Raw genomic sequence first — 25,619 nt, forward strand, 5'->3', positions numbered from 1 at the left:
TTAGATCTTCTCCCCACGGGCCAGGAGGTCCTTGACCACGGACTCGATGCCACGGGCATCGATGACCTTGATGCCCTTGGCGCTCAGCGTCAGGGTGACGTTACGGCGAAGCGACGGCACGTAGTACGTCTTCTTCTGGATGTTCGGGTCGAACCGGCGCTTCGTGCGACGGTGCGAGTGCGAGATGTTGTGACCGAAGCCGGGAACGGCTCCAGTCACCTGGCACACTGCTGCCATTGCTTTCTTCTCCAATACCGTGGTGCCGGTCGGCACCACCCAAGGTCACTTGTCGGCATACGACTTCCCCGTCGTCTTCGTGATGGGGGTTTCGCATACGATCTGAGCGGGAGGAGCCCACTCAGCCAAACATCCATGCTACGGCATGGACGCGGTGCCGGCCAAATCGCTCTTGGCCGTGCACGCGGCGCACAGCCCGAAGACATCGACGACGTGCTGTGCCTGCGTGAATCCGTGGGCAGCGGCGGCCTGCCGCGCCCACTGCTCGACCGCGTCCGCCTCGATCTCCACCGTCAGCCCGCAGTTGCGGCAGATCAGGTGGTGATGGTGGCCGGTGGTGCAGGCGCGGTACAGGCTCTCGCCCTCGGGCGACTGGAGCGAGTCGGCGTCGCCTTCGGCCGCGAGGTCGGCGAGCGCGCGGTACACGGTGGCCAGGCCGATGGGCGAGCCCGCCTCGTGCAGGCTCAGGTGCAGCCCCTGCGCGCTGATGAAGCCCTCCGTCGAGGTCAGAGCCTCGCGGACGGCCTCCCGCTGCCAGGTGTTCCGCTTCACCATCCCAGGCTAGCCCGCCTGGCTCACGAGTCGCCGAGAAGTCGTCGCCGCACCGCGGCGGCGCACACGCCGACCGCCGACGATGCGGCAGACGACGTAGATCAGGAACGAGATGGTCGTCACGTACGGGCTGATGGGGAGCGCGCTGCCCAGGGCGAGCAGGATGCCGCCCACCACCGAGACCAGAGCGAACAGCACGCTGAGCACCGGCACGCCGAGGGGCGACGACGAGATGCGCATCGCGGCCGCGGCGGGTGTGACCAGCAGCGAGAGCACGAGCAGCGCGCCGACGATCTGGACGGACACCGCGACCGCAAGGCCGAGCAACACCATGAAGGCCAGGGCGACGAACCGGGTCGGGACGCCGCGTGAGGCGGCGACGTCCGCATCCAGGCTGTCGAAGGTCAGCGGGCGCCACATCAGCAGCAGCGCGACCAGCACGATCGCGCCGATGATCAGCAGCCAGCCGAGCTGCGGATCATCGACCGACACGATCTGCCCGGTGAGCAGCCCGAACTTGTTCGCGCTGCGACCGGGGTAGAGCGCGAGCGCCAGGATGCCGAGCCCGAGCCCGAAAGGCATCAGCACGGCGATGATCGAGTTGCGGTCACGGGCTTTCGCCCCGAGGAGACCGATCAGGACGGCCGCGACCAGCGATCCGGCGAGCGACCCCGCCACGACGTTGACGCCGAACAGGAGGGCGATCGCCGCTCCGGCGAACGACAGCTCGCTGATGCCGTGCACCGCGAACGCCATGTCCCGCTGCATCACGAACACGCCGATCAGACCGCCGACGATACCCAGGATCGCTCCGGCGAAGATCGAGTTCTTCACGAGCAGGAGCAGCTCGCCGTAGTCGCTGAAGTCGAACAGCTGCTGCCAGATGTCGAGGTGCATCATGCCGCCGGCTCCGGGTGCTCGGTGCGGGTGTGGATGTGGTGGTCGTGCGTCTCGGCGTCCGGGATGCCCACGACGACGATCCTGCCGCGGCTGCGGATGACATCCACCGGCGTCCCGTACAGGTCGGTCAGCACGTCGCTGCGGAGCACCTCGTCCGGTGTGCCCGTGCGGAAGCGTCCGCCGGCCAGATACAGGACGCGGTCCACCATCCCGAGCACCGGATTCACGTCGTGGGTGACGAAGACGACGGCGCTCCCGTGTTCGCGGCGCCGGCGGTCGATGAGCTCGCTCACGCCGCGCTGGTGCTGGAGGTCGAGCGACAGCAGCGGTTCGTCGCAGAGCAGCAGAGCCGGGTCACCGGCGAGCGCCTGCGCCACACGCAGTCGCTGCTGCTCGCCGCCGGACAGCGAGCCGACCGCCGTGTCGGCGTAGCGGCGCGCGCCGACGGAGTCGATCAGCCGGTCGACCTGCTCGCGGTCGGAGCGGCGGGGGAGCGGCAGCCCCCAACGGTGACCGTTGACGCCGAGGGCGACGAGGTCGCGGGCGCGCATGGGCGTTCCCGCCGGGATGAGCTTCTGCTGCGGGATGTAGCCGATCCGTCGGTCGCCACGGCGTACCGGGTGCCCCTCGAAGGCGATCTCTCCGCTGTCGAGGTGCTGCTGCCCGAGGATGGTCCGCAGCAGGCTGGTCTTGCCGGAGCCGTTCGGCCCGAGCACCGCGACGAACTCGCCAGCGTGCACGTCGAGGTCGAGACCGCTCCAGAGGGTGCGGTCGCCGAAGCCGAGCGACGCATCGCGCAGCCGGAGCACCACGTCCCGGGAGTCGGGGACGGGCACGCGTTCGAGCGGTTCGGTCACTTCGCCAGCGCACCCTTCACGGCGTCGAGGTTGCCGCTCATCCACTCGATGTAGTGCATGCCCTCTGGCAGGGTCTCGGTGACCGGGACGACCGGGATGCCGGCCGCCTTGGCCGCAGCGAGGACCTTCTCGGTCTCGGCGCCGGTGGTCTGCTCGTTGTAGGCGAGGAGCTTCACCTGGTGACCGCTGAACAGCTGGAGGGTGTCCTTCAGCACGATGGGGGAGACGTCGTTCTCCTCCTCGATGGCCTCGCTGAACTTCTCGGGGGTCTTGTTGACCAGCCCGATGGCGTCCAGCAGGTACAGCGGCACAGGTTCGGTGATGGCCACGCCTTCGCCCGCGTAGGTCGACTTCAGCTGCGCCTCGGTGGCCTCGAGTGCCGACAGCTTCTCGCCGAACGCCGAGGCGTTCTTCTCGAAGGCCGCCTTCTGCGACGGGTCCGCGGCGGACAGGGCGGCGGTGAGCGCATCGGCGAACTTCTGCACCGTGGGGAAGTCGTACCAGACGTGTTCGTTGAGTTCGCCGTCGACGGGCTTCTTGCCCGAGAGATCGACGACGTTGAGCACCTTGACGCCGCTGTTCTTCGCGCCCTTGACGAGGTTCTGCATGTAGTCGTCGTACCCCCCGCCGTTCTCGATGACGACGTCGGCCTTCGACACCGCGAGCTGGTTCTGGGCGCTCGCCTCGAAGGAATGCGGATCCTGCGCGGGGTCGGTCATCAGCGAGGTGACGTGCACGGCGTCGCCGCCGATGGTGGTCGCGATGTCGCCGTATACATCGGTGCTGGCGACGACGCGGACGGTGCCGTCGTCGGAGCCGGCCGACGACGAGGAGGAGCAGCCGGCCAGGGTCAGGGCGATGGCGGCCGCGGTGAGGGCGGAGACGAGAGAACGCGTCTTCATGGGTGAGCCTGTCTAAGTCGCGAACGACGTGAAGAAGTGGATGCCCGCGGTCGCGGGCACCGGCTCACATTACGGCTTATTGAAAATGATTGTCAAATTCAGTCGAGGAGCAGCGCAGGCTCTTCGATGATCGACGCGACGTCCGCCAGGAAGCGCGATGCCACATCCCCGTCGACGACACGGTGGTCGAACGACGCGCCCAGTGTGGTTACGAAGCGCGGGCGGACCTCGCCGTCGACCACCCAGGGCTTCTGCTTGATCGTCCCGAGGGCGACGATGCCGACCTCGCCCGGGTTCAGGATGGGCGTGCCGGTGTCCATCCCGAACACGCCGATGTTCGTGATGGTGATCGTGCCGCCGCTCATGTCTGCCGGCGGCGTCTTGCCGTCGCGGGCTGTGAGGGTCAGCTGCTCGAGGGCTCGCGCCAGCTCGAGCAGCGTCATGCCCTGCGCCTCCTTGATGTTCGGCACGATGAGGCCGCGGGGGGTCGCCGCGGCGATCCCGAGGTTCACGTAGTGGCGGACGATGATCTCCTCGTCCGTCCACGCCGAGTTGACGGTGGGGTTGCGACGGACGGCCCAGATGATGGCCTTCGCCATGATCAGCAGCGGAGACACCTTGATGCCGGCGAAGTCGGCCGAGTTCTTGAGCCGCTTGACGAACTCCATGGTGCGGGTGGCATCCACGTCGACGAAGAGGCTGACGTGCGGGGCGCTGAACGCGCTCGACGTCATCGCGTTGGCGATCGCCTTGCGCACACCCTTGACCGGGATGCGCTCCTCGCGGTCGTCCGGCCACTCCGGCGTCTGAATATTGCGGAAGACGGTGACCTGCGACGCCTCGCGCAGCACGTCGTCGCGGGTGACGTCGCCGACAGGGCCGGTCGGAGTGACGACGGTGATGTCGACGCCCAGGTCTTTGGCGAGCTTGCGGACGGGCGGCTTGGCGATCACCGGGCCGCCGGCGTGCGGCGTCGGAGCGGTGTGTGCCGCAGGTGCTGGGTGGGGTGCAGGCGCGGCGGGTGCCGAGGCCGGGGAGGTCGCCGCCGGGGCGGGGGTAGCCTGTGCAGCCGCGGGAGCGGGAGCGGGAGCCGACGGGGCGGCGGGCGCGGCCTGCTGTGCGACGGATCCGGAGAAGGCCACGGGCAGGGACGCCGTGCCGGGGTGCGTGACGCGGCGGCGACGGCTCGATCCGTGCCCGGCGGAGCCGTAGCCGACCAGCACAGCACCGGCCTTCGGCTCCTCCTCGTGCGAGACGCTCGCGGCGGTGTCGGCCGCGACCTCCTCGGCGGGCTCCGGCTCACGGACGGGCGCCTCGGCAGGCTCCCCGCCGGCCGTCACCGTGAAGATCGGGGTGCCGACCTCGACGGTCTGGCCTTCGGAGACGAGGAGTTCGCCGACCGTTCCCTCGAACGGCGACGGCAGCTCGACGAGCGACTTCGCGGTCTCGATCTCGACGATCACCTGGTTGACCGCGACCTGCTCACCCGGGGTCACCTTCCACGAGACGATCTCCGCCTCGGTCAGGCCCTCGCCCACATCGGGCAGGAGGAACTGGGACTCGCTCATGTGCGACTTCTCTCTGTCGGTCTCGCGGCGGGCAGCGCCGCCGATGTATGCGCCGGGCGTCAGTAGGCGAGCGCCCGGTCGACGGCCTCGAGGATGCGGTCTGCGTCGGGGAGGTACAGCTCCTCGAGCTTCGCCGGCGGGAACGGGACGTCGAAGCCGGCGACGCGCATAACGGGCGCCTCCAGCGAATAGAAGGCCTTCTCGGCGACGGTCGCCGCGACCTCGGAGCCCACCGAGACGTTGCTCGGCGCCTCCTGCGCGATGATCAGCCGGCCGGTCTTCTGCACGGATGCGATCACCGGGCGGTAGTCGACGGGGGAGAGCGAGCGGAGGTCGACGACCTCGAGGCTGCGGCCCTCCTCGGCGGCGAGCTCGGCGGCGCGCAGGGCGACGCTCACCATGCCCGCCCACGCGACGACGGTCGCGTCCGTTCCGGTTCGGACGACCCGGCTGGCGTGGAGCGGCGTCGGGTTCTCGACCAGGTCGACCTCGCCCTTCGGCCAGTAGCGGCTCATCGGTTCGAAGAAGACGACGGGATCGTCGGAGCGGATCGCCTCCTGGATCATCCAGTAGGCGTCGTGCGGTGTGGACGGGGCGACCACGCGCAGACCTGCGGTGTGCGCGAAGTACGCCTCCGGAGCCTCCTGGTGGTGCTCGACGGCCCCGATGTGTCCGCCGTGGGGGATGCGGATGACGACGGGGAAGGGGATGCGGCCGCTGTGGCGGTTGGTCATCTTCGCGAGCTGCGTCGTGATCTGGTCGAAGCCGGGGAAGACGAAGCCGTTGAACTGGATCTCGACGACCGGACGGTATCCGCGCATCGCGAGTCCGATCGCGGTTCCGATGATGCCGGCCTCTGCGAGCGGTGTGTCCATCACCCGCTGCGGTCCGAACTCCTTCTGCAGCCCCTCGGTGACGCGGAAGACGCCGCCCAGCGGGCCGATGTCCTCGCCCATCAGGATGACGCGCGGGTCGTCGGCGAGCGCGCGTCGCAGACCGGCGTTCAGCGCCTTGACCATCGGGAGTGACTGGATGCGCGGCTCGGGCGCCGCATCCACCGTCGGCTCGGCGTCGGTGACCGCCGGACCGTCGTGCTCCGCCTCGGCCGCCGCCTCTCCGACCTCGGCCGATGCCTGGAGGTCCGCCTGCGCGGTCTCCTGCTCGTCGACCCGATCGCTCTCCTCGTCGTCGATCACGAATTCACGCGTCCACTCCTGCTCGGCGACGTGCTCCTCGAGCACGCGGGAGTCGGGGTCGCTCTCGACGATCTCGACGACGTCGATCGCCTGCGTGTCGAGCGACGCGGTGTCGACGGGCGCGCCGTCGTCGCGTGACTCTGCGCTGTCGCCGGGATTCTCGATCAGCTCGGCCTCCACGTACTCGGCCTCGCTCCTCACGTCACTCATGCGTCACCTCCGAACGACGCCTCGTACTCCTCGAGCCAGCGTCGTTGCTCGTCCGTCACGGGATGCGGCTCACTGTAGACGTGCTGGAACATCGACGCGACAGGCGGCGGCGCCAGCTCGAGCGTGCGACGGCGGATGTCGGCGGCGAGATCGGCCGCCTCCTCGTCCGCGCTGTCGAAGAAGCCCTGCCCGACGCCCTGCTCTTCGAGGAAGACGCGGAACCGGCGGATCGGGTCGCGCTCGGCCCAGGAGGCCAGCTCCTCGTCGGTGCGGTACTTGCTCGGGTCGTCGCTGGAGGTGTGGGCGCCCATCCGGTAGGTCAGGGCCTCGATCATGCTCGGGCCCTCGCCGTTCCTGGCGTCGTCGAGGTGCTTGGCGGTCACGGCGTAGGCCGCGAGCACGTCGTTTCCGTCGATCTGGACACCCGGGATGCCGAACCCGCTCGACCGGAGGTAGAGCGGGGTGCGCGACTGCGTGCTCACCGGCACGGAGATCGCCCAGTGGTTGTTCTGCAGGAAGAACACCTGCGGGGTCTGGTAGCTGGCCGCGAAGACGTACGCCTCGTTGACGTCCCCCTGGCTGGTCGCGCCGTCGCCGAAGTACACGATGGACGCCTCGTCCTTCGACGGGTCGCCCGTGCCGACCTTTCCATCGAGCTTCATGCCCATGGCGTAGCCGGTGGCGTGCAGGGTCTGCGAGCCGATGACCAGCGTGTAGAGGTGGAAGTTGCCGACGGCCGGGTCGGTCGGGTCCCATCCGCCGTGAGTCGTGCCGCGGAGGAGGCCGATGATCCCGATCGGGTCGATGCCCCGGACCATGCCAACGGCGTGTTCGCGGTAGGACGGGAAGAGGTGGTCCTGCGGCTTGGCGGCATGCGCCGAGCCGACCTGGGCACCTTCCTGCCCTTCGCTCGGGACCCAGAGCCCGAGTTGTCCCTGCCGCTGCAGGTTCGCCGCCTCATGGTCCAAGGCGCGAACGCGCACCATGTCGCGGTAGAAGCGGCGGTAGTCGTTCTCGTCGAGCCGCTCCAGGTAGGGGAGGTATTCGGCCGACGTCTCGCTCGGCTGGAACCGGCCTTCAGCGGTCAGCAGCTGGACGGTGTTCGCCGGGCGCGGGATTTCGTTCGTCGCAACCACCTGTCTAACCTAACCGCTTGCCCGAGTGCCCATTTGGTAGGTTCCGCACAAGATCCCCCGCGACCTGCAGGAGTTTCTCCACAGATTCCTCCTCGCCGACGCTGATGCGGATGCCCTCCGGCGGGAAAGCCCGTACGGTCAGCCCGGCGTCGAAGAAGGCGTCGTTGGCCTCCACGGTCTGCTCACCGGTTGCGAGCCACACGAAGTTGCCCTGGGCCTCCGGAACCGCCCAGCCCTGTTCGAGCAGGGCGTCGCGGAGCCGGTCGCGGCGCATCGCCACTCGGGCGACGCGCTCCATCAGCTCGTCCTCCGCCTCGATGGACGCAAGGGCCGCGACCCGGGAGGCGTCGGTGACCGATAGCGGGATGGCCGCCGAGCGGGCAGCATCCAGCACCGCCTGCGGGCCGACGGCATAGCCGATACGCAGCGCCGCCAGCCCATAGGCCTTCGAGAACGTGCGCAGCACGACGAGGTTGGGATACCGGGAGAGCAGCGGGATGCCGTCGACAGCCGCATCGTCGGTGACGAACTCGTAGTACGCCTCGTCGAGCAGCACGAGCAGGTCGGACGGCACCCGTGCCATGAACGCCTCGAAGTCGGCGGCGGTCACGATGGTGCCGGTGGGGTTGTTGGGAGTGCACACGATGACCACCCGCGTGCGGTCGGTGATGGCGGCGGCCATCGCCTCCAGGTCGTGGCTGCCGTCTGGGCGGTTCGGCACCTGCACACTGGTCGCTCCCGCGACGGTCACCAGACCGGGGTAGGCCTCGAACGACCGCCAGGAGTACACGACCTCGTCGCCGACCCCGGCTGCAGCCGAGATCAGCTGAGAGAGCAGCGCGACCGAGCCGCTGCCCAGGTGGACCTCGCCGACGCTCACGCCATGCCGCTCCGCCAGGCGCTCGCGCAGGTCGGCGCCGCCCGCGTTCGGGTAACGGTTGAGCTCGCGCAGGGTGGCCGCCACGGCCTCGACGACCGAGGGCAGAGGCGGGAAAGGATTCTCGTTGCTCGACAGCTTGAAGCCGTCAGCCGGCGCGGGTCGCCCCTGCCTGTAGGCGGGCACCGCGACGATCTCGGGCCGTAGTCTCACGCCGAGCGTGTCATCCGAACTCACAGACCCAACTTAGCCGCGCCCGCATACCGCGGGAGGAATTCCCTAGATCTGTGGATGACGCCGCTGGGCTGTGAGGCGAATCGACGAGTTGAGGAAGGCGAGGCCCAAGAAGGCGGTCTCCACGAACACGATCGCCCAGCCCGCGTCACGGAGGCGGGGGTCGAAGAACGGGGTGGAAGCGCCGAGGAGGTACATCGCGGCCAGCCACCAGCCGATCAGCGGGCGTGCCGACAGCCTCCACCACGCCCTGGGCGCGGCGACGGGCTCTCCGAAGCCGCGGAACGAGCGCGCCGTCGCAATGACAGTGACAACCACGAGGGTCTGGGTGACCACCGAGTTCTCCATGGCCGGAAGCACCAGACCGAGGCTGAGGCTGATGAGACGAATCGCCGCGTTCTGCACGACGAGCACCGCGAGTTTGTGCCACGGGTTCATCACGCGGAGCGGCCACCACTGCAGTGGTGGGTACACCTTCTTCGCCGGGACGGCCCGCAACGGCTCCGGTTCGATCAGCCCATCCGCTCTCGCCACGCGCCGACTCTAGCGCCACCCCTGTACCCCAGCCGCGCTCACTGGAAGGATGAAGCCATGCGATTCCTGCTCAGACTGATCGTCAACGCCCTCGCCCTCTGGCTCACGACGCTGATCGTCAGCGGTGTGACCGTGCACCCGTACGCTCCGGACACCACCGCCACCGTTCTGACCTACCTGCTCATCGCGCTGATCTTCGGCCTGGTGAACGCGATCGTCGGCACGGTCATCCGGGTGGTCGCGTTCCCGCTGTACATCCTCACGCTCGGGCTGATCTCGCTGCTCGTGAACGCGTTCCTGCTGTTCATCGTGTCGTGGATCAGCGATGCCATGGGCTTCGGGCTCCACATCGACGGCTTCTGGTGGGGCGTCCTCGGCGCGCTCGTGCTGGGCATCATCGCGTGGCTGCTCGGGCTGCTCATCCGGCCCGTCAGCCGCGACTGACGTCCGCGGGCGCCGCGCACGTGCGGGAGAATGGTCGGGTACCCGCCGCCTGATCCCGCGAGGAGCACCATGTCCGCCCTGCCTCCCCAGCCGCTCAGCCCCCTCGACGGCCGCTACCGGTCCGCCGTGATCGGCCTCGGCGACCACCTGTCGGAGGCCGGTCTGAACCGTGCCCGCGTCCAGGTCGAGGTCGAGTGGCTGATCTACCTGACCGAGCACCGGATGTTCGGCTCCTCCCCGCTGACCGGTGAGCAGAAGGCGATGCTCCGGGCGCTCGCCGACGAATTCGGGCAGGCAGAGATCGACCGGCTCGCCGAGCTGGAGGCGACCACCAGGCACGACGTGAAGGCCGTCGAGTACCTGGTCCGTGAGCGGCTGCACGCGCTCGGACTCGACCACATCGCCGAGCTCACGCACTTCGCTGCGACCAGCGAGGACATCAACAACCTCTCGTACGCCCTGACGGTGAGCGCCGCGGTGAGCGAGTCCTGGCTGCCGAAGTTCCGGGCGGTCATCGCGGAGCTCCGCGCGCAGGCGAAGCAGTACCGCGACGACGCGATGCTCGCCCGCACGCACGGGCAGCCGGCCACCCCGACGACGATGGGCAAAGAACTCGCGGTCTTCGTGCACCGCCTCGAGCGGGTGCGGGAGCAGATCGAGGGCGGCGTGCACCTGGGCAAGTTCAGCGGCGCGACGGGCACCTTCGCGGCGCATCTCGTCGCCGACCCGGACGCCGACTGGCCGCGCATCTCGCGCGAGTTCGTCGAGAGCCTCGGCCTCGACTGGAACCCGCTGACCACGCAGATCGAGTCGCACGACTGGCAGGCCGAGCTCTACTCGCGCATCTCGCACGCCAACCGCATCCTGCACAACCTGTGCACCGACATCTGGACGTACATCTCGCTCGGCTACTTCCGTCAGGTCCCCGAGCCGGGCGCCACCGGTTCGTCGACCATGCCGCACAAGGTGAACCCGATCCGCTTCGAGAACGCCGAGGCCAACCTCGAGCTCTCGAGCGCGGTGCTCGACTCGCTCGCCTCGACGCTCGTCACCAGCCGCCTGCAGCGCGACCTGACCGACTCGACCACGCAGCGGAACATCGGCGTCGGGCTCGGTCACTCGCTGCTCGCCCTCGACAACATCGAGCGCGGACTCGGCCAGATCGCCATCGACCGCCAGGCTCTCGCCGATGATCTCGACGCCAACTGGGAGGTGCTCGCCGAGGCCATCCAGACGGTGATCCGCGCCGAGGTCACCGCCGGCCGTTCGACCATCACCGACCCGTACGCGCTGCTGAAGGAGTTGACGCGCGGCAAGCGGGTCGATCACGCCGCGCTGACCGAGTTCGTCAACGGGCTGGAGATCGGCCAGGCCGCGAAGAACCGGCTGCTGGCACTCACGCCCGCCGGTTACATCGGCCTCGCGTCGGAGCTGGTCGACTACCTGTAGGGCACGGCGACCCCGCCAGCGCGGGCCAGGGGAGCGGTCAGTGGCCGCGGGGCCGGTCTTCGCCCTCCGCGCGGGCCTGCGCCTTGGCGCGCGCCTCCGCATCCTGCTCGTGGATGTCCTCCACCTCGGCCTCGGTCGGCTTGAACGCGAGCGCGAACAGGGCGAGCAGGACGACGCTGATGATGAAGGTGACGCCGAAACCGACCCCGGCGAGCACGAACTCCCGCGTGGCGACCAGCACGATCAGACCGACGAAGACGGCGAGCCCGGCCGAGATGCCCAGCAGCTCGACGGGAAGGAAGCGGTCGCGGCGCGTCGGCTGCAGGCTCTGGTTCACTCGGGGGTCCTTCTTGCTGCGCCGGCTCACGATCCGCTCTCCGCTCCGCGCGACGGCGTCCGCTCGTGCGCCGCGCTCCGCAACGTCGCCGCCCCGATCCCCTGGAAGACGCCGACGATGACGGCCCAGGCGCCGAACAGGCCGATCGCGAGCACCGCGTCGGCGGGCACGAACAGCAGCACGAGAGCCAGCACCGCGGTCAGGGCGCCGGTGATGAGCCAGTCGCGGGCGGCGGCGTCATGGCCGCGTTCGCGGACACCGTTGTAGAGCTCGAGGATGCCGGTGAGCGCCGCCCACACCGTCACCAGGTAGAGGAAGAGGCCGAGGCCGGAGTGCGACAGCACCAGGGCGAGGACGCCGGCGATCACGCCGATCGCTCCCTGCACCGCGAAGAGCACGCGGGTGATGCGGCGGCCGGCGAGCAGTGCGCTCAGCACGCCGGTGGCGAGCCCGTCGACGATCGCGAAGACCCCGAACACGATGAGGCCGAACATCGCCGTGTGCGCATCCCGGGTGAACGTGATGACCGCTGCGGCGGCCAACGCGACGACGGCACGGACGGCGGGAACGACCCAGTACCGGCTGTGCGCGTGGATGTCGGAATGCTGGGCAGGGACGGCGGTAGCCACGTAGGCCCTCTTTCATACGGGATTCGCCAACCATTCTAGTCGGCGGGTTCCTGCGCGTTCGCCCACCGACGGCCGCTCGCTCGCTACGATCGCGGCATGCGGATCGGTTTCGCGGTTCTCCGCGCGGTGTTCTTCCTCCTCACCTTGGCGGCGGTCATCGCCCAGTTCACGACCAGTGTTCGATCCATCGGCGATCGGGGCGGCAACGTCGCCGGTCTGGTTGCGAACTTCTTCAGCTTCTTCACGATCGACTCGAACGTTCTGGGAGTCGTCGTGCTCGGGATCGGCGCGGTTCTGCTGATCGTGCGGAAGGGGGACGACCCGGGATGGTTCACCGGGCTGCGTGCCGCATCCGTCACCTATCTGGTGACGACCGGGGTGGTCTACAACCTGCTGCTGCGCAACATCTCGCTCGCGCAGGGGACGACGGTCGGCTGGTCGAACGAAGTGCTGCACGTGATCGCGCCCGCTTACCTGCTGATCGACTGGCTCTTCGCGCCCGGGCGCACCCCACTGCGCCTGCGCGCCGTGTGGGGGATCGCCGTCTTCCCGATCCTCTGGGCGGTGTACACGCTGATCCGCGCGCCGTTCGCCGCGGACCCGGTGACGGGGAAGTCGCCGTGGTATCCGTACCCGTTCCTGAACCCGCAGACGAGCCCGAACGGCTACCTGTCCGTCGCGTTCTACGTGGTTCTCATCGCCGTCGTCATCCTCGCCGCCGGCTACGGAGTCGTCTGGATCTCCCGACGGTGGCGGGGCGGTCGGCCCCTGCCCGACGCCGCAGCGGCGGCCGCCGGGGTCAGCTGAGCTGCGGTTCCGGCTCCTCCGCGCGCGCCCAGAACACTACAGCGGCGAGCGCCCCGACCGTGAGAAGGAACGCGCCCGTCGGCGTGACCGTGTCCGGCATCCCGTGCTGGACGAGGACGGCCGAGACGATGCCGGCGAGGGCTCCGCATCCCGCCACCACAGCGAACGCGACCGAGATGGCGCGCGCGGCGCCGTCCAGGATGAGCCCGCGGATGACGAGGGCGACGGCGCCGATGAGCCACAGTGCGGCGACCGGGAACGCGAGCAGCAGCCCCAGCGGGTCGCGGAGCAGCACGCCCGGCGTCGCGTAGATGAGGGATGCGGCCAGCACGAGCACGAGCCCCAGGCCGGCGAACCCGGCGAGCCGTGCCCGCTCGGTCCGCAGCCGCAGGAGCGGCGCCAGGAGCGAGGGCCAGCTGAACGCGAGGGCGAAAGCGACGAACGCGAGCGCCACGCTGCCTGCGCCCTGCAGCACCGGGAGGAGGATGCCGATCATGCGTCTATTGAACGCCTCCGGACCCGATCGCGCGTCCTCCCGGAGGATGATCCCGTCCACGACCGCGATCGGCCATCATGGGCGCATGCTCATCAGACACCGAGACCGTGAACCGTCGATCCACGCGACCGCCTATGTCGCGCCGTCCGCGGTCCTCGTCGGCAACGTCCGGGTCGGGGCGGGCGCTCGCATCCTTCACGGGGCCGTGTTCAGCGCGGAGGACGGTGAGGTGACCATCGGCGAGGACACCGTCGTCATGGAGCATGCGCTCATCCGCGGACGGTCGGGGCACCCGGCGCGGGTCGGCGCCGCCGTCATGGTCGGGCCGCATGCCCACGTGAACGGGAGCATCGTCGAGGATGAGGCCTTCATCGCGACCGGCGCCTCACTCTTCCCCGGCAGCCGCATCGGCACGGGCGCGGAGGTGCGCATCAACGGGGTCGTCCAGGTGAACACCGTGCTCGAGCCGGGCGCCGTCGTCCCGATCGGATGGATCGCGGTCGGTTCACCCGCATCCATCCTGCCGCCGGAACGGCATGACGACATCTGGGCCATCCAGCGGGAACTCGACTACGCGGGAACCGTCTACGGCGCCGGTCTCGACACGTCGATGCGGGAGATCATGCGGCGGCAGTCGGAGTTCTACGGCGCTCACGCCGACGACACGGTGATCGACGGGAGCTGATCGGACGAGCCGGCGACGGCTCAGCCGTTCCCCTGCTGCAGGATGCGGATCGGGTTGCCGAACGGATCGCGGACGCCCATGTCGGTGCCGTAGAAGTGCTCGGTCGGCTCCTGGGTGAAGTCGGTGACGCCGCGCTCGCGCAGAGTGTCGTACAGGGCTCTCACGTCATCCGCAATGAACACGAGGCCCCCGCCCAGTGCGCCCTTGGTGATCAGCTCGCGGATCTGATTGCCGGTCGCCTCGTCGTGCACCGGCGGGCCGGGCTCCTCGAGGGAGATCTCGGTCTCGCCTCCGGGTACGCGGACCGTGAGCCAGCGGTAGGTGCCCTGCTGGACGTCGTTCCCTTTCTCCAGCCCGAGTTTGCCGACGTAGAAGTCCAGTGCCTCGTCCTTGTTCAGAACGAAGATGGACGCGACATTCAGTGCGGTGATCATCGTCTTCCCGGCTCCTTCGCCTTATGAGTCCCCATTGTCGATCCCGATCCTAGAAAGCGGCGAGGGTCGACGACTTATCCGAACGTGCTCTCTTGCTCGAGTCGAGGCGGCCCGGGGACGGGTCGCATGACGGTGAGCTGGACACAGTGCGGCGTCACCGCGGGCCCGTGCCGCTTCCGGTAGGCGCCGGGGGTCACCCCGACGATCGCCCGGAAGGTTCTGCTGAATGTCCCCGGACTGCTGAACCCGACGTCGAGGCAGATCTCGCTCACGGGACGTCCGGTCTCACGCAGCAGGAACATCGCCCGCTCGACCCTCCGTCGTTGCAGGTACTGGTGAGGCGATTCGCCGAAGACGGCACGGAAGGAGCGGCTGAAGTGCGCAGGCGAGATGTGGGCGACGGCCGCGACGGCGCGCACATCGAGCGGCTCGGCGTACGACCTGTCCATGGCGTCGCGGGCACGCAGCAGGCGCCGGTTGCGCTCCTCGACTTCGCGGCTCACGTCCCCAGGTTAGGAGGTCGGACGCGTCAGGTGGCAGGGGTGGCGCCCGGCCGTCCGCGTGCAGCTACAACCTCATGGTTCGGTGTCAGAGCCGCCGGACCTCGTCGACGGCGCCGCGGACCAGTGCCGGGAGGTCGAGCGACGGGTCTGCGTACCACTGCGCGCCCGCGCGCTGGAATGCTGCGGCGCCGACCTGGGCAGCGAGTCGGGCAGTCGGCTCGGTGATCCCCCGCGACATCAGGGCGTCGACGACCGCGTCGGCGAGGGCAGCGGTTTTGGCGTGCGCTCGCTCTTGAAGGGCCGGAGTGGCGTCGATGAGTTCCGCGCGCCGGATCGCGATCGGGCGCCCGGCGACGAACAGGGGTACGGCGGCGAGGTAGGCGCCGACCACGAGATCGAGGGGCGACGTCTCAGGCGCCGCGCCCGCGATGGCGCCGACCATCGTGTCCCGCAACTCGGAGTCACCGCCGAAGAGCACCTCCCGCTTGTCGGCGAAGTGCCGGAAGAAGGTGCGCTCGGTTACGCCGGCGCGGGCCGCGATCTGCGCGGTGGTGGTCGAGTCGTAGCCCTGCTCGCCGTAGAGCTCGAGCGCAGCCTCCCGCAGGCGACGGCGTGCATCCTCGCCGCTTCTCGGCATGCGATCTCCTTCGTAGTGACAGTCACTGACTTAACGTGGTAGCGTCAGCGACTGTCACAACGATACCGAGGAGGAGCGCATGACCGCCATCCCATCCCGCACCGTCCGTTTCCACGAATACGGCGAACCGTCCGATGTGCTCCGTGAGGAGCGGACCGAGATCCCCGATCCCGGTGCCGGCCAGGTCCGTGTCCGAGTCGCCGCGGTCGGCCTCAATCCCGCCGACTGGGAGGTGTGCCGCGGCTTCCAGGCCGGCGCACTGCCGCGCGGGATCGGCTTCGACGTCGCCGGAACCGTTGACGCGGTCGGAGCAGGGGTGGATGGCGTCGCCGTCGGCGATCGGGTTTTCGGCACGGCGGACGTCACCGGACAGGCCAGCGGCGGCCTTGCCGATGTGGCGATCCTGCGCGAGTGGTTCCCGCTGCCCGACGGTCTCGACGAAGCGCATGCCGCCACCCTCCCGATGGTCGTCAAGACAGCGGTGTGGACGCTCGACGCCATGGGGGTGGAGCGTGGCTCCACGCTTCTCGTCCACGGCGCCGGCGGCATGGTCGGCTTCGCGGCGGTGCAGGTGGCCCTGCGGCACGGCGTTCGCGTCATCGCGACAGCTGGACCGAGCCTCGCGGATCAGCTGGAGGAGTTCGGCGCTCTTGTCACTCCTTATGGAGAGGGAATGCCCGATCGGGTGCGCGCCCTAGCCGGTGGCGACGTGGACCTGGTGCTCGACACCCCGCGCCCCAGCCCGGGAACACTGGCCGAACTCATCGTGCTCGCAGGCGGTGTGCCGTCCCGTGTCGTCACCATCAGCAACCACGACGAAGCGCGACAGCTCGGCGCCCGGGTCAACCTCGACCTGCTCCTCGCCTCCGGCGCGTTTCCGGATGCCGGTGTCGTCGCGGAGTACGCCGACCTCGCAGCCAGAGGCGAGTTCCGGCTCCCCATCGCGGGCACCTTCCCATTCAGCGACTGGCGCGAGGCCATGGAGGCGAGCGTTTCGGGCGCGCCTCACGGCAAGCTCGTGGTCCTGCCACCCCAGGAGGCGCCCACATCCTGATCACGACGGCCGCCTTCGATCCCTTGCATCACACTCAGATCGCACACCAACGTGTTAATGCAGGCTGGGTCAATTGTTGGGGCTGCCGTCGTTCCGAGCGCCGAGCCACATCGGCACGCGGCGCCGGACTCCCAGAAGGATGAGACCGATGGCGGACAGCGCAGCGATGACGACTCCGAGCGCCGGAACCCAGGGGGCGAGTGCCTTGCCACCGATGGCGAGCCCGACGCCGGCGAGGAACCCCAGTGCGACGAGGCCTCCGAACCGGGCGAGGCTCTGGCCACCCAGGTAGGCTCCGCCGACGAGCGCTACTGCGGTAACGAGCGCGGCGACGCCGAGTCCGAGTGCCGGCATCGTGTCGTCGTGGATGAGGAGGCCGATGAGCGCGAGGACAGCGCCGACCGCGTAGCCGCTGAGCATCGTGTAGATCACCACGCGGGTCCACCGGTTGATCGTGCGTGCGCTCAGCCGATAACCGCGCGGCGGACGTTTCGTGGGCGCTTTGGATGACCGCCCGGTGGAGGCCGGGTTGCCGCGCTTACGCGATTTGCGTTGAGCCATCGACGTCACTCTAGCGGCGAAGCCGACCGGGAAACGATGGTGGTTTCAACCGGTGCGCTGGTCGACAACGTCGAATCAGATCGGGGCCATGTCCGTAAATCGGGAGTACATGCCCTGGAAGGCCACGGTCACCGTTCGGGTAGGGCCGTTTCGGTGCTTGGCGACGATGAGGTCGGCCTCGCCCGCCCGGGGGTTGTCCTTCTCGTAGGCGGACTCGCGGTGAAGCAGGATGACGACGTCGGCGTCCTGCTCGATCGAGCCGGACTCGCGGAGGTCGCTCAGCGCGGGGAGCTTGTCCGCTCGCTGCTCGGGACCACGGTTCAGCTGTGACAGGGCGATGACCGGAACCTGCAGCTCTTTGGCGAGGAGCTTGAGCGCACGCGAGAACTCACTGACCTCCTGCTGGCGGCTCTCGACGCGCTTGCCGCTGGTCATGAGCTGCAGGTAGTCGATGATGACCATCTTGAGACCGACGCGCTGCTTGAGGCGGCGGCACTTGGCGCGGATCTCGACGAGGGTCATGTTGGGGCTGTCGTCGATGTACAGCGGTGCGTCGTTGATGCGGCCGCGGGTGGATGCGATGGTCGTCCAGTCGCGGTTGTCGACGGTTCCCTTGCGCATGTTCTGCAGCGGGACGGTCGCCTCCGCGGACAGGAGGCGCATCGCGATCTCGCTGCGCCCCATCTCGAGGGAGAAGAAGATAGTTGGCATGTCGTGCTTGATCGCCGCGGCGCGGGCGAAGTCGAGCGCGAGCGTCGACTTACCGAGTGCGGGTCGGGCGGCCACGATGACCATCTGGCCGGGATGGAGCCCGTTGGTCAGCTCGTCCAGCTCTGCGAAGCCGGTGGGGACACCGGTCATCGAGCCGTCCTTGTGCTTCGCCGCCTCGATCTCGTCGATCGCGACGGTGACGGCCTCGGTGAGCGGGACGTAGTCCTCGGTCTCCTGCGTTCCCGTCACCGAGTAGATCTCGGCCTGCGCGTTGTTGACCAGGTCGAGAACCTCACCCTCGGCCTTGTAGCCCATCTGCGTGATGCGCGTGCCGGCCTCGACGAGCCGCCGGAGCAGCGCCTTCTCGCCGACGATGTTGGCGTAGTAGCCGGCGTTCGCCGCGGTCGGGACGAGGCTCGTCAGCGTGTGGAGGTACTCGGCGCCACCGGCACGCGAGAGCTCGCCGATCTTGGTCAGCTCGTCGGTGACGGTGATGACGTCGGTCGGCTCGCCGTGCGAGTACAGCGACAGGATCGCGTCGTAGATGATCTCGTGCTTGGGGATGTAGAAGTCGGTGCCGCGGATCACCTCGACGACGTCGGCGACGGCGTCCTTGCTGAGCAGCATTCCACCGAGGGCACTCTGTTCGGCGAGGAGGTCGTGCGGCGGAGTGCGCTCCGGCGAGCGGGCGTCGCCCGGGTCACGACCGTCGGCGAGACCGATATGGGCGATCGACACGTTCACTCCTCTACTGGTCCGTTGCCTCGGGGCACGACGAAGCCGTCGTGGGGTCGTTCGACGCTTTCGCGTGGACGAGTTCCCTCGGGTCGATTGTCGGGACGACCTCCGACATCGCCGCTCCTCGCGGCTGCCGTCCGTCGACGTCGATCAACCCTACGAACCCCTGTCCGCGGTGACAACTCAGCCTGTGGATAAAACTGGGGAGAATGTGGGCGAAACGCCGTAGAGCGTGTGTAGAAGGTGTGTGGAACCCTGTGGAGAAAAAAGAACTTTCGGAGCGGATATATCCGCTGAACAGCAGTTTTACTATCCCCAGGCTGTGTGTAAAAACTTCCTTGAACCCTGTGTTCAAGCTTGCTTCGGAACGATCACGCCCTGTGCACAGAACGGGGGAAAACAGCCTTAACGAAAGGTAGCGGCGGGCCTTCGCCCGCCGCTACACTTCTGCTTCGTCGCGCCTACTTGGCAGCGACCACCTGGAGGCTGATGACGGCCGAGAGGTCGTCGTGCAGACGCACGGTCGCCTCGTGGTCGCCGACGACCTTGATGGGGTTCGGAAGCTCGATCTTGCGCTTGTCCAGCTCGCCGATGCCGGCCGCCTTGACGGCGTCCGCGACATCGCCGGTCTTGACCGAACCGAAGAGACGACCCTCGCGGCCCGCCTTGACGGTCAGCTTGACCTTGGTCGCCTCGAGCTTGGCCTTGAGGTCCTGAGCCTGCTCGACGGTGTGCAGCTCGCGAGCGGCGCGGGCCGCCTTGATCTGCTCGACCTGCTTCTCGCCACCACGCGACCACGCGATTGCGAAGCCCTGCGGGACGAGGTAGTTACGGGCGTAGCCGTTCTTGACGTCGACGACGTCACCGGCCGAGCCGAGGCCGGTAACCTCGTGCGTGAGAATAACCTTCGACATGTCGTTGCTCCTTAGCGGCCAGAGCCGGCGTAGGGGAGGAGCGCCATCTCGCGCGCGTTCTTGACCGCGCGGGCGATGAGTCGCTGCTCCTGGACGGAGACACCGGTGATGCGACGGGCGCGGATCTTTCCACGCTCCGAGATGAACTTACGCAGGGTGGCGACGTCCTTGTAATCGATGACGCCCACGCGAACGGACTTCGCGGGAGCGGCGTTCTTGCCGTCCTTGCCCTTGCGGATCGGCTTGCGGCGGTCGCCGCTCGACTTTCCAGCCATGGTTTCCTTTGCTTTCCGCCCGACCCGGCCTCCGGCCGGCGGGCTGATGATGTGTGCCCCTCTGCGGAGGAGCGAGTCTCGTTAGAAGGGGGTCTCGTCGTTGTAGGAGCCCGGAGTGTTCCAGACATCCGCACCGGCGGAGGGATCCGCCGGAGCCGATGCGGCCCACGGCTCCTCGACAGCAGGCGAACCTCCGCCGAAGCCACCCGGGCCACGTCCGCCTCCGGACGACTGCGTGCGGGTGATCTGAGCGGTGGCGTAGCGCAGCGACGGGCCGATCTCATCGATCTCGAGCTCGATGCTGGTGCGCTTCTCGCCTTCCTTCGTCTCGTAGGAGCGCTGCTTGAGGCGGCCCTGCGCGATGACGCGCGACCCCTTGGTCAGCGAACCGGCGACGTGCTCCGCAAACTCGCGCCAGACGCTGGCGCGGAGGAACAGAGCCTCACCGTCCTTCCACTCGTTCGCCTGACGGTCGAACGTGCGGGGGGTGGACGCGATGGTGAAGTTGGCGACAGCCAGCCCGTTCTGCGTGTAGCGCAGCTCGGGATCGGCGGTGAGGTTCCCCACCACGGTGATGACGGTCTCGCCGGCCATGGGACTAGGCGCCGGCCTTCTCGGAGGTGGCAGCCTTGCGGGCGGCCTTCTCGTCGGCACGCTTCTGAGCGGCGGCGACCTGAGCGATCGCCTCCTCGGCGCGGAGGACCTTGGTGCGCATGACGGCCTCGCTGAGCTTCAGCTGGCGGTCGAGCTCCTTGGTCGTGTCGCCCTCAGCGGTGAGCTGGACGACGGCGTAGATGCCCTCGGACTTCTTGTTGATCTCGTAAGCCAGGCGACGACGTCCCCAGATGTCGACGTTGTCGATCGTTCCACCGTCGTTCCGGACGACGTTGAGGAACTTGTCAAGGCTCGGAGCCACGGTGCGCTCATCGATCTCGGGATCGAGGATGACCATCAACTCGTACTGATGCATGACTAACCCACCTCCTCTGGTCTCAGCGGCTGCAGACGTTCTGCAGCAGGAGGGTGTCATAGACGTGCCCAAGGCAGGACTCTGCCCGGGCAACTTCCCTAGCGTAACGGATGCGGGTGCGGGGCGCCAGCCGGCGGTGATCTCGGTCATGTCTCCACCCTCGCCGGGCCGGCTCATCCGCGAGCCCGGAAACCCGCATCTGTGGACAGCCGGGCGATCGGGAGATCTGTGGACGGAATCCCTCAGTCGGCGCCGATCGCCGCGTTCGCCGCCGTCTGCGCCTTCTTCAGGGCGTCCGACACCGGGATGCGCCCGAGGAACATCTCCTCGAACACGGGCCCGAACGCATCCTGCGCCTTCGCCCACCCGGCGCCCTGCGGTGCTTGCACGCTGCCGTTCTTCAGCACCTCGTAAAGCGGTGAGACGTCGACGTCCTTCCTCTTCCAATAGTCGAGAAACCCCTGCTGGGCCGCGACCACGGCGGGCGAGGCGGAACCGTCCTCGCCGATCGCCGCCGAGCCCTCGGCACTTCCGAGCCACCGCAGCACTTTGTCGACCGCGTCCGGGTGCTTCGAATGCGCATTGCCGGCGGCGATCACGCCGTTGGTCACGCTGATCGCGCCGGCAGGGCCGGCCGGAAGCGGAGCGACGCCCCATTGGAACGACGCGCCCTGTTCGACGTTCGCCAGGTTGTATGACCCGGTCTGGAACAGCGCGAGGCGGCCCTGCGTGAACTGGTCGCGGCTGAAGTCGCCGTTGGTGTTCGTGTCCGCCGCCGATGGTGCGACGTGGTACTTGTCGATCAGGTCGACGACGTACTGGAACGCCTGCCTGCCCCGCGGGGTGTCGAAGACGAAGCGGTCCCCCTTCTGCAGCGCGGCGCCGTTCGACCCGAGGTAGTTGATGTAAATCGCGTTCAGGTCGTTGGCCGCGTTGTAGCCGTACTGCACGATGTGCTGCGGGTCGAAGCCGGGGTCGGCCGCCGTGTGGCCCGCCGCATCCAGCGTCAGCTTCTGCAGCACGGGGAGGAGGGTGTCCGACGCGCGATCGGGCGACCAGTGGAGGCTGCCCAGCGACGCCGGGTCGACGCCCGCCTTCTTCAGCAGGTCGGCGTTGTAGAAGACTCCGATGCCCGGGTCCGCGAGCTGGGGCACACCCCACAGCGATCCGTCGAGCGTGTACTGCTTCACGACGTTGGGCTGCCAGCGCTTCGAGGCTCCCGATCCCAGGGCCTTGCCGACGTCGACCAGGTCGCCGCCCGTCGCATAGTCCTCGAAGTTGCCTGCGTTCACCCAGAAGACGTCGTCGGCGTCGCCGGCGGCGACATCGGTGCGCAGCTTCGTGAAGTAGTCCGCCCACGGCACGAGCACCGTCTTCACGTCGATGTCGGGGTTCTTCTTCTCGAACTCGGCGAACGAGGTTCGATAGGCCTTCTGCACCTGCTCGTCCCACAGCCGCACCGTGACCGTCTGCTTGGCCGGCTGTGCCGATCCCGCGACAGCTGTCGTGATGCCGACCGCGGCGACCAGCACGACGAGACCCGCCACCGATGCTGCGATGACGGTCGAGCGCTTGGCCATGTCAGATCCTCCTCTACCGGAAGCCGGTGATCGTGATGGACCGCACGAAGCGCTTCTGGAAGATCAGGAAGAGCACGACGAGCGGCACGATCGCCAGCGTCGTCGCTGCCATGACAACTGTCCAGTTGCCGTTGTACTGGGATTGGAGGCTAGCAGTGGCGACGGTGGCCACCCGCCACGTGTTACCGCTTGTGATGACCAGCGGCCACAGGAAGTTGTTCCACTGGCTCACCGCTGTGATCAGCACAAGCGTCGCGATGATCGGCCGGGAGAGCGGGACCACGATCTCCACGAGGATGTCCAGGGTGGATGCGCCGTCGAGCCGGGCGGCGGCGATGAGCTCCTGCGGGATCCCGCGGAAGTACTCGCGGAGCAGGAAGATCGCGTACGGGCTCCCGAAGGAGAACGGGAGCACGAGGCCCCAGAACGTATCGCGCAGTCCCAGCTGCGCCATCATCAGGTACAGCGGGATGACGAGCACGATCGCCGGCACCATGAGCGTCGCGAGATATACCCAGAACAGCGCATCCCGTCCGGGGAAGTCGACGCGGGCGAACGCGTAGGCGGCCATGATCGAGAAGACCAGCTGGAACACCAGGATGAACACGGTGACGAGCGCCGTGACGAGGAGCGCCCGGCCGAAACCGGCCGGGCCGGTGAACAGCGAGACGAGGTTGTCGAGCGTCCACGGATCGGGCGGCGTCAACGCGGGCGTGCGAGCGAACTGGGCCGGCGTCTTGAAGGCCGTCATCGCGCTGAGCAGGAAGGGCGCGAGCGTCACCGCCGCGCCGACCAGCAGCAGGAGGTAGACGCCGACCGTCCGGAGGACCCGCCTACCCGAGGTCATAGGTCGTCCTCCTGCGGAAGTACAGCTGCTGCCCGATGGTGATCGCCACCAGCAGCACGAGCAGCACCACGGCCATGACGGATGCCCGCCCGAGGTCGAACGACTGGAAGGCCTCCGTGTAGATGCGATTCGCGACCACATCCGTCCGGTGCTCCGGCCCGCCGCCGGTGAGCGCATAGATCTGGTCGAAGAGCTGGAAGGTGGCGATCACGCTCGTCACCAGCACGAAGAACATCGTCGGCCGGAGCAGGGGCAGCTTGATCCGCCAGAACAGGGCGACCGGACCGGCGCCGTCGATGCGTGCGGCCTCAACGATGTGGTTCGGGATGTTCAACAGCCCGGCGAGGAAGAACAGAGTGACGTAGCCGACGTTCGTCCAGATGACCACAGCGGCCGCGGCGGGCAGCGCGAGCACGGGGTCCGTCAGCCACTCGACACGCACACCGAGCAGCGCGTTGAGCGCACCGCCCGTCGGGGCGAAGATCCACTTCCACACGACCCCCAGCGCCAGGGGCGCGCAGATCCAGGGGAGGGCGTAGATCGTGCGCAGCACGGCCGAGCCGGGGAGTCCGCGCGTCAGCAGCGATGCGCCGAACAGCCCGAGCGCGGTCTGGACCGGGATGACGATCACCACGAACACCGCCGTCACCAACAAGGCGTTTCCGAAGACCGGGTCGGTGAGGACCGACGCATAGTTGGCCACCCCGGCGAACCGCAGCGGGTGGATGAGGTCCCAGCTCTGGAAGCTGAGCCACACCACCACGAGCACCGGCAGCACGAGGAAGCACGCGACACCGAACAGACTCGGCGCGAGCAGCGCGTAGCCGGTGACGGCATCCCGTCGGCGCAGCGCGCGGGAGCGGGAACGCTGGGTCAGCGGTTCTCCCACCACGTGAGGAGACGCCGCGTGGCCTCCTCCTCGCCCAGGGGTCCCTCGTCGAGTCGGAGTTCGAGGAGGAACCTCATCGCTTGACCCACCTCCCTGCCGGGGCGGATGCCGAGGATGCTCATCACCTGCTCTCCGTTCAGATCCGGGCGCACCGCATCCATCTCCTCCTGCTCGCGGAGTTCGCGGATGCGCGTTTCGAGGTCATCGTAGGCGAAGCCCAGACGGTCGGCCTTCCGCCGGTTACGGGTCGTGACGTCGGCCCGCGTGAGCATGTGCAGGCGCTCGAGCTCGGGGCCGGCGTCGCGGACGTAGCGGCGCACGGCCGAGTCGGTCCAGTGCGCGTCGGCGTAGCCGAAGAACCGCAGGTGCAACTCGATCAGCCGGGCGACGGAGTCGATGGTCGACTTGTCGAACCGCAGAGCGGTGAGCCGCTTCTTGGCGAGCTTCGCGCCGACGACGTCGTGGTGATAGAAGCTGACCGCCCCGCCGGGCTCGAAGCGGCGGGTCGCCGGCTTGCCGATGTCGTGGAGGATCGCGGCCAGACGCAGCACCAGATCGGGCGCCTCGCCGGGATGCCGCTCCTTCTCGTATCCGATCGCCTGGTCGAGCACGGTGAGGCTGTGCTGGTAGACGTCCTTGTGGTGGTGATGCTCGTCGGCCTCCAGCCGGAGCGCGGGGATCTCGGGGATCACCTCATCGGCCAGGCCGGTCTCCACGAGCAGTTCGAGCCCCCGCCGCGGCTCGTCCGCCATCAGCAGCTTGCTCAGCTCGTCGCGGACGCGCTCGGCGCTGACGATCTCGATCCGCTCGGCCATGGACGACATGGCCTCCCGCGTGGCCTCGTCGACCGTGAAGCCCAGCTGTGCAGTGAAGCGCGCGGCCCGCATCATCCGCAGCGGGTCGTCGCCGAAGGATATCTGGGGGCTGCTCGGTGTGGTGATCACCCCGGCGATGAGGTCCTCCACCCCGCCGGAGGGATCCACCAGGCGCACTTCCGGCAGCCGGAGGGCGAGAGCGTTGACCGTGAAGTCCCGGCGCAGCAGGTCGCCTTCGAGGGTGTCGCCGAACTCGACCTCCGGCTTGCGGGTGGCGCCGTCGTAGCTGTCGCTCCGGTAGGTCGTGATCTCGACCGTGTCGTCGCCGAGGCGTGCACCGATCGTGCCGTACTTGCGGCCGACATCCCAGATCGCATCGGCGATGGGCCCGACGACCCGGACGATGTCGTCGGGCCGGGCGTCCGTGGTGAAGTCGAGATCGTGCACCGGCCGGCCGATCAGGGCGTCCCGCACAGGGCCGCCGACGAGCGCGAGCTCGTGCCCCGCGGCCTGGAAGGCGTCGGCGAGGCGGGCGACCGACGGCGTGTGTGCGAGGTCGCCGAGGCGTTCGAGGGATTCGGCGACGCTCTGCATGGTGCCCCAGTTTAACGGCCCTCCTCGCCGGCCTCTCAGCAGGCGGC

The 25,619-nt window shown here is 68.5% G+C and carries 31 protein-coding genes; 5 read left to right on the forward strand and 26 right to left on the reverse strand.

Annotation, left to right across the window (positions count from 1 at the left end; all coding sequences use genetic code 11):
• The 10 genes from rpmB to ABIC47_RS06470 form a co-directional block, all read right to left on the reverse strand.
• Positions 1-237 (reverse strand): 50S ribosomal protein L28, encoded by a 237-nt coding sequence (gene rpmB / locus ABIC47_RS06425; RefSeq protein WP_018188988.1) that lies wholly within the window; start codon positions 235-237, stop codon positions 1-3.
• Positions 238-375: 138 nt separating this feature from the next.
• Positions 376-792 (reverse strand): Fur family transcriptional regulator, encoded by a 417-nt coding sequence (locus ABIC47_RS06430; RefSeq protein ID WP_020076214.1) that lies wholly within the window; start codon positions 790-792, stop codon positions 376-378.
• A 6-nt stretch (positions 793-798) separates the two neighbouring features.
• Positions 799-1,689, reverse strand: a complete 891-nt coding sequence (locus tag ABIC47_RS06435) for a metal ABC transporter permease (protein WP_020076213.1) — start codon at positions 1,687-1,689, stop codon at positions 799-801.
• The gene (locus tag ABIC47_RS06440) at positions 1,686-2,546 is read right to left on the reverse strand and encodes a metal ABC transporter ATP-binding protein (protein ID WP_354478442.1); all 861 of its coding nucleotides are present in this window, start codon (positions 2,544-2,546) and stop codon (positions 1,686-1,688) included. Before ABIC47_RS06440 ends, ABIC47_RS06435 begins: the two co-directional genes overlap by 4 nt.
• Entirely contained in the window at positions 2,543-3,448 is a 906-nt protein-coding gene (locus ABIC47_RS06445; protein ID WP_354478445.1) for a metal ABC transporter solute-binding protein, Zn/Mn family, read from the reverse strand. The genes ABIC47_RS06440 and ABIC47_RS06445 overlap by 4 nt, the downstream gene beginning before the upstream one ends.
• A 98-nt stretch (positions 3,449-3,546) precedes the next feature.
• Positions 3,547-5,016, reverse strand: a complete 1,470-nt coding sequence (locus ABIC47_RS06450) for a dihydrolipoamide acetyltransferase family protein (protein WP_354478448.1) — start codon at positions 5,014-5,016, stop codon at positions 3,547-3,549.
• 59 nt (positions 5,017-5,075) lie between these two features.
• Positions 5,076-6,035: an alpha-ketoacid dehydrogenase subunit beta gene (locus ABIC47_RS06455; protein WP_354478718.1), complete on the reverse strand. Its 960-nt coding sequence runs from the start codon at positions 6,033-6,035 to the stop codon at positions 5,076-5,078.
• Between the two features lie 383 nt (positions 6,036-6,418).
• Positions 6,419-7,558, reverse strand: a complete 1,140-nt coding sequence (gene pdhA / locus ABIC47_RS06460; RefSeq protein ID WP_018188995.1) for a pyruvate dehydrogenase (acetyl-transferring) E1 component subunit alpha — start codon at positions 7,556-7,558, stop codon at positions 6,419-6,421.
• Positions 7,559-7,562: 4 nt separating this feature from the next.
• On the reverse strand, positions 7,563-8,672 hold the full coding sequence (locus tag ABIC47_RS06465) for a pyridoxal phosphate-dependent aminotransferase (protein ID WP_269209380.1): 1,110 nt from the start codon (positions 8,670-8,672) through the stop codon (positions 7,563-7,565).
• Between the two features lie 42 nt (positions 8,673-8,714).
• Positions 8,715-9,203 carry a hypothetical protein gene (locus tag ABIC47_RS06470; RefSeq protein ID WP_354478452.1) on the reverse strand — a complete coding sequence of 163 codons (489 nt, stop codon included), beginning with the start codon at positions 9,201-9,203 and terminating at the stop codon, positions 8,715-8,717.
• A gap of 57 nt (positions 9,204-9,260) precedes the next feature.
• On the opposite strand from ABIC47_RS06470, the gene ABIC47_RS06475 reads away from it, so the two are divergent.
• Positions 9,261-9,647 (forward strand): phage holin family protein, encoded by a 387-nt coding sequence (locus tag ABIC47_RS06475; protein WP_018188998.1) that lies wholly within the window; start codon positions 9,261-9,263, stop codon positions 9,645-9,647.
• Between the two features lie 69 nt (positions 9,648-9,716).
• The gene (gene purB / locus ABIC47_RS06480; RefSeq protein ID WP_354478456.1) at positions 9,717-11,096 is read left to right on the forward strand and encodes an adenylosuccinate lyase; all 1,380 of its coding nucleotides are present in this window, start codon (positions 9,717-9,719) and stop codon (positions 11,094-11,096) included.
• A 37-nt stretch (positions 11,097-11,133) separates the two neighbouring features.
• Here the strand turns inward: purB and ABIC47_RS06485 are convergent, their stop codons facing one another.
• Positions 11,134-11,463: a hypothetical protein gene (locus ABIC47_RS06485; protein WP_026306986.1), complete on the reverse strand. Its 330-nt coding sequence runs from the start codon at positions 11,461-11,463 to the stop codon at positions 11,134-11,136.
• Positions 11,460-12,062, reverse strand: coding sequence for a DUF308 domain-containing protein (locus tag ABIC47_RS06490; RefSeq protein WP_354478459.1), 603 nt, complete (start codon positions 12,060-12,062; stop codon positions 11,460-11,462). Before ABIC47_RS06490 ends, ABIC47_RS06485 begins: the two co-directional genes overlap by 4 nt.
• A gap of 96 nt (positions 12,063-12,158) precedes the next feature.
• Here ABIC47_RS06490 and ABIC47_RS06495 point away from each other — a divergent pair, with 96 nt between their 5' ends.
• Positions 12,159-12,869, forward strand: coding sequence for a Pr6Pr family membrane protein (locus ABIC47_RS06495; RefSeq protein WP_020076202.1), 711 nt, complete (start codon positions 12,159-12,161; stop codon positions 12,867-12,869).
• Here the strand turns inward: ABIC47_RS06495 and ABIC47_RS06500 are convergent.
• Positions 12,862-13,365 carry a hypothetical protein gene (locus ABIC47_RS06500; protein ID WP_354478462.1) on the reverse strand — a complete coding sequence of 168 codons (504 nt, stop codon included), beginning with the start codon at positions 13,363-13,365 and terminating at the stop codon, positions 12,862-12,864. The genes ABIC47_RS06495 and ABIC47_RS06500 overlap by 8 nt on opposite strands.
• A gap of 85 nt (positions 13,366-13,450) precedes the next feature.
• Here ABIC47_RS06500 and ABIC47_RS06505 point away from each other — a divergent pair, with 85 nt between their 5' ends.
• Positions 13,451-14,050 (forward strand): gamma carbonic anhydrase family protein, encoded by a 600-nt coding sequence (locus ABIC47_RS06505; RefSeq protein WP_354478465.1) that lies wholly within the window; start codon positions 13,451-13,453, stop codon positions 14,048-14,050.
• A 20-nt stretch (positions 14,051-14,070) separates the two neighbouring features.
• On the opposite strand, the gene ABIC47_RS06510 is transcribed toward ABIC47_RS06505, so the two are convergent.
• From ABIC47_RS06510 to ABIC47_RS06520, 3 genes are all read right to left on the reverse strand, one after another.
• A complete protein-coding gene (locus tag ABIC47_RS06510) occupies positions 14,071-14,484 on the reverse strand; it encodes a VOC family protein (protein WP_354478467.1) in 414 nt (137 codons plus the stop codon).
• A gap of 74 nt (positions 14,485-14,558) precedes the next feature.
• Positions 14,559-14,987, reverse strand: a complete 429-nt coding sequence (locus tag ABIC47_RS06515) for a helix-turn-helix domain-containing protein (RefSeq protein WP_354478470.1) — start codon at positions 14,985-14,987, stop codon at positions 14,559-14,561.
• 85 nt (positions 14,988-15,072) lie between these two features.
• The gene (locus tag ABIC47_RS06520; RefSeq protein WP_354478472.1) at positions 15,073-15,624 is read right to left on the reverse strand and encodes a TetR/AcrR family transcriptional regulator; all 552 of its coding nucleotides are present in this window, start codon (positions 15,622-15,624) and stop codon (positions 15,073-15,075) included.
• 79 nt (positions 15,625-15,703) lie between these two features.
• Between ABIC47_RS06520 and ABIC47_RS06525 the strand changes: the two genes are divergently transcribed.
• Complete coding sequence (locus tag ABIC47_RS06525) at positions 15,704-16,678, forward strand: NADP-dependent oxidoreductase (protein WP_354478475.1); 975 nt, start codon at positions 15,704-15,706, stop codon at positions 16,676-16,678.
• Positions 16,679-16,747: 69 nt separating this feature from the next.
• On the opposite strand, the gene ABIC47_RS06530 is transcribed toward ABIC47_RS06525, so the two are convergent.
• The 10 genes from ABIC47_RS06530 to ABIC47_RS06575 form a co-directional block, all read right to left on the reverse strand.
• Entirely contained in the window at positions 16,748-17,239 is a 492-nt protein-coding gene (locus ABIC47_RS06530) for a hypothetical protein (RefSeq protein WP_354478478.1), read from the reverse strand.
• A 75-nt stretch (positions 17,240-17,314) separates the two neighbouring features.
• A complete protein-coding gene (gene dnaB / locus ABIC47_RS06535) occupies positions 17,315-18,688 on the reverse strand; it encodes a replicative DNA helicase (protein WP_018189010.1) in 1,374 nt (457 codons plus the stop codon).
• Between the two features lie 461 nt (positions 18,689-19,149).
• Positions 19,150-19,602, reverse strand: a complete 453-nt coding sequence (gene rplI / locus ABIC47_RS06540) for a 50S ribosomal protein L9 (protein WP_018189011.1) — start codon at positions 19,600-19,602, stop codon at positions 19,150-19,152.
• An 11-nt stretch (positions 19,603-19,613) separates the two neighbouring features.
• Positions 19,614-19,877: a 30S ribosomal protein S18 gene (gene rpsR / locus ABIC47_RS06545; RefSeq protein ID WP_018189012.1), complete on the reverse strand. Its 264-nt coding sequence runs from the start codon at positions 19,875-19,877 to the stop codon at positions 19,614-19,616.
• 81 nt (positions 19,878-19,958) lie between these two features.
• Complete coding sequence (locus ABIC47_RS06550) at positions 19,959-20,471, reverse strand: single-stranded DNA-binding protein (protein WP_018189013.1); 513 nt, start codon at positions 20,469-20,471, stop codon at positions 19,959-19,961.
• A gap of 4 nt (positions 20,472-20,475) precedes the next feature.
• Positions 20,476-20,847, reverse strand: a complete 372-nt coding sequence (gene rpsF, locus ABIC47_RS06555; protein WP_018189014.1) for a 30S ribosomal protein S6 — start codon at positions 20,845-20,847, stop codon at positions 20,476-20,478.
• 242 nt (positions 20,848-21,089) lie between these two features.
• On the reverse strand, positions 21,090-22,427 hold the full coding sequence (locus tag ABIC47_RS06560; protein WP_354478485.1) for an ABC transporter substrate-binding protein: 1,338 nt from the start codon (positions 22,425-22,427) through the stop codon (positions 21,090-21,092).
• Between the two features lie 13 nt (positions 22,428-22,440).
• Entirely contained in the window at positions 22,441-23,274 is an 834-nt protein-coding gene (locus ABIC47_RS06565; protein WP_354478488.1) for a carbohydrate ABC transporter permease, read from the reverse strand.
• Positions 23,261-24,163: a carbohydrate ABC transporter permease gene (locus ABIC47_RS06570; RefSeq protein ID WP_354478491.1), complete on the reverse strand. Its 903-nt coding sequence runs from the start codon at positions 24,161-24,163 to the stop codon at positions 23,261-23,263. Before ABIC47_RS06570 ends, ABIC47_RS06565 begins: the two co-directional genes overlap by 14 nt.
• Positions 24,148-25,572, reverse strand: a complete 1,425-nt coding sequence (locus ABIC47_RS06575; protein WP_354478494.1) for a CCA tRNA nucleotidyltransferase — start codon at positions 25,570-25,572, stop codon at positions 24,148-24,150. Before ABIC47_RS06575 ends, ABIC47_RS06570 begins: the two co-directional genes overlap by 16 nt.
• Between the last annotated feature and the right edge of the window lie 47 nt (positions 25,573-25,619).

Source organism: Leifsonia sp. 563 (assembly GCF_040545055.1).
Taxonomy (GTDB): domain Bacteria; phylum Actinomycetota; class Actinomycetes; order Actinomycetales; family Microbacteriaceae; genus Leifsonia.

Coding starts and splice junctions, on each gene's coding strand:
- ABIC47_RS06525 (WP_354478475.1), top strand. CDS start 15,704: ATGACCGCCATCCCATCCCGCACCGTCCGTTTCCACGAATACGGCGAA.
- ABIC47_RS06430 (WP_020076214.1), bottom strand. CDS start 792: ATGGTGAAGCGGAACACCTGGCAGCGGGAGGCCGTCCGCGAGGCTCTG.
- ABIC47_RS06520 (WP_354478472.1), bottom strand. CDS start 15,624: ATGCCGAGAAGCGGCGAGGATGCACGCCGTCGCCTGCGGGAGGCTGCG.
- ABIC47_RS06500 (WP_354478462.1), bottom strand. CDS start 13,365: ATGATCGGCATCCTCCTCCCGGTGCTGCAGGGCGCAGGCAGCGTGGCG.
- rpsF (WP_018189014.1), bottom strand. CDS start 20,847: ATGCATCAGTACGAGTTGATGGTCATCCTCGATCCCGAGATCGATGAG.
- ABIC47_RS06445 (WP_354478445.1), bottom strand. CDS start 3,448: ATGAAGACGCGTTCTCTCGTCTCCGCCCTCACCGCGGCCGCCATCGCC.
- ABIC47_RS06550 (WP_018189013.1), bottom strand. CDS start 20,471: ATGGCCGGCGAGACCGTCATCACCGTGGTGGGGAACCTCACCGCCGAT.
- rplI (WP_018189011.1), bottom strand. CDS start 19,602: ATGTCGAAGGTTATTCTCACGCACGAGGTTACCGGCCTCGGCTCGGCC.
- ABIC47_RS06495 (WP_020076202.1), top strand. CDS start 12,159: ATGCGGATCGGTTTCGCGGTTCTCCGCGCGGTGTTCTTCCTCCTCACC.
- ABIC47_RS06505 (WP_354478465.1), top strand. CDS start 13,451: ATGCTCATCAGACACCGAGACCGTGAACCGTCGATCCACGCGACCGCC.
- ABIC47_RS06450 (WP_354478448.1), bottom strand. CDS start 5,016: ATGAGCGAGTCCCAGTTCCTCCTGCCCGATGTGGGCGAGGGCCTGACC.
- ABIC47_RS06560 (WP_354478485.1), bottom strand. CDS start 22,427: ATGGCCAAGCGCTCGACCGTCATCGCAGCATCGGTGGCGGGTCTCGTC.
- ABIC47_RS06475 (WP_018188998.1), top strand. CDS start 9,261: ATGCGATTCCTGCTCAGACTGATCGTCAACGCCCTCGCCCTCTGGCTC.
- ABIC47_RS06565 (WP_354478488.1), bottom strand. CDS start 23,274: ATGACCTCGGGTAGGCGGGTCCTCCGGACGGTCGGCGTCTACCTCCTG.
- rpsR (WP_018189012.1), bottom strand. CDS start 19,877: ATGGCTGGAAAGTCGAGCGGCGACCGCCGCAAGCCGATCCGCAAGGGC.
- ABIC47_RS06455 (WP_354478718.1), bottom strand. CDS start 6,035: ATGGTCAAGGCGCTGAACGCCGGTCTGCGACGCGCGCTCGCCGACGAC.
- purB (WP_354478456.1), top strand. CDS start 9,717: ATGTCCGCCCTGCCTCCCCAGCCGCTCAGCCCCCTCGACGGCCGCTAC.
- ABIC47_RS06530 (WP_354478478.1), bottom strand. CDS start 17,239: ATGGCTCAACGCAAATCGCGTAAGCGCGGCAACCCGGCCTCCACCGGG.
- rpmB (WP_018188988.1), bottom strand. CDS start 237: ATGGCAGCAGTGTGCCAGGTGACTGGAGCCGTTCCCGGCTTCGGTCAC.
- ABIC47_RS06435 (WP_020076213.1), bottom strand. CDS start 1,689: ATGATGCACCTCGACATCTGGCAGCAGCTGTTCGACTTCAGCGACTAC.
- ABIC47_RS06575 (WP_354478494.1), bottom strand. CDS start 25,572: ATGCAGAGCGTCGCCGAATCCCTCGAACGCCTCGGCGACCTCGCACAC.
- ABIC47_RS06510 (WP_354478467.1), bottom strand. CDS start 14,484: ATGATCACCGCACTGAATGTCGCGTCCATCTTCGTTCTGAACAAGGAC.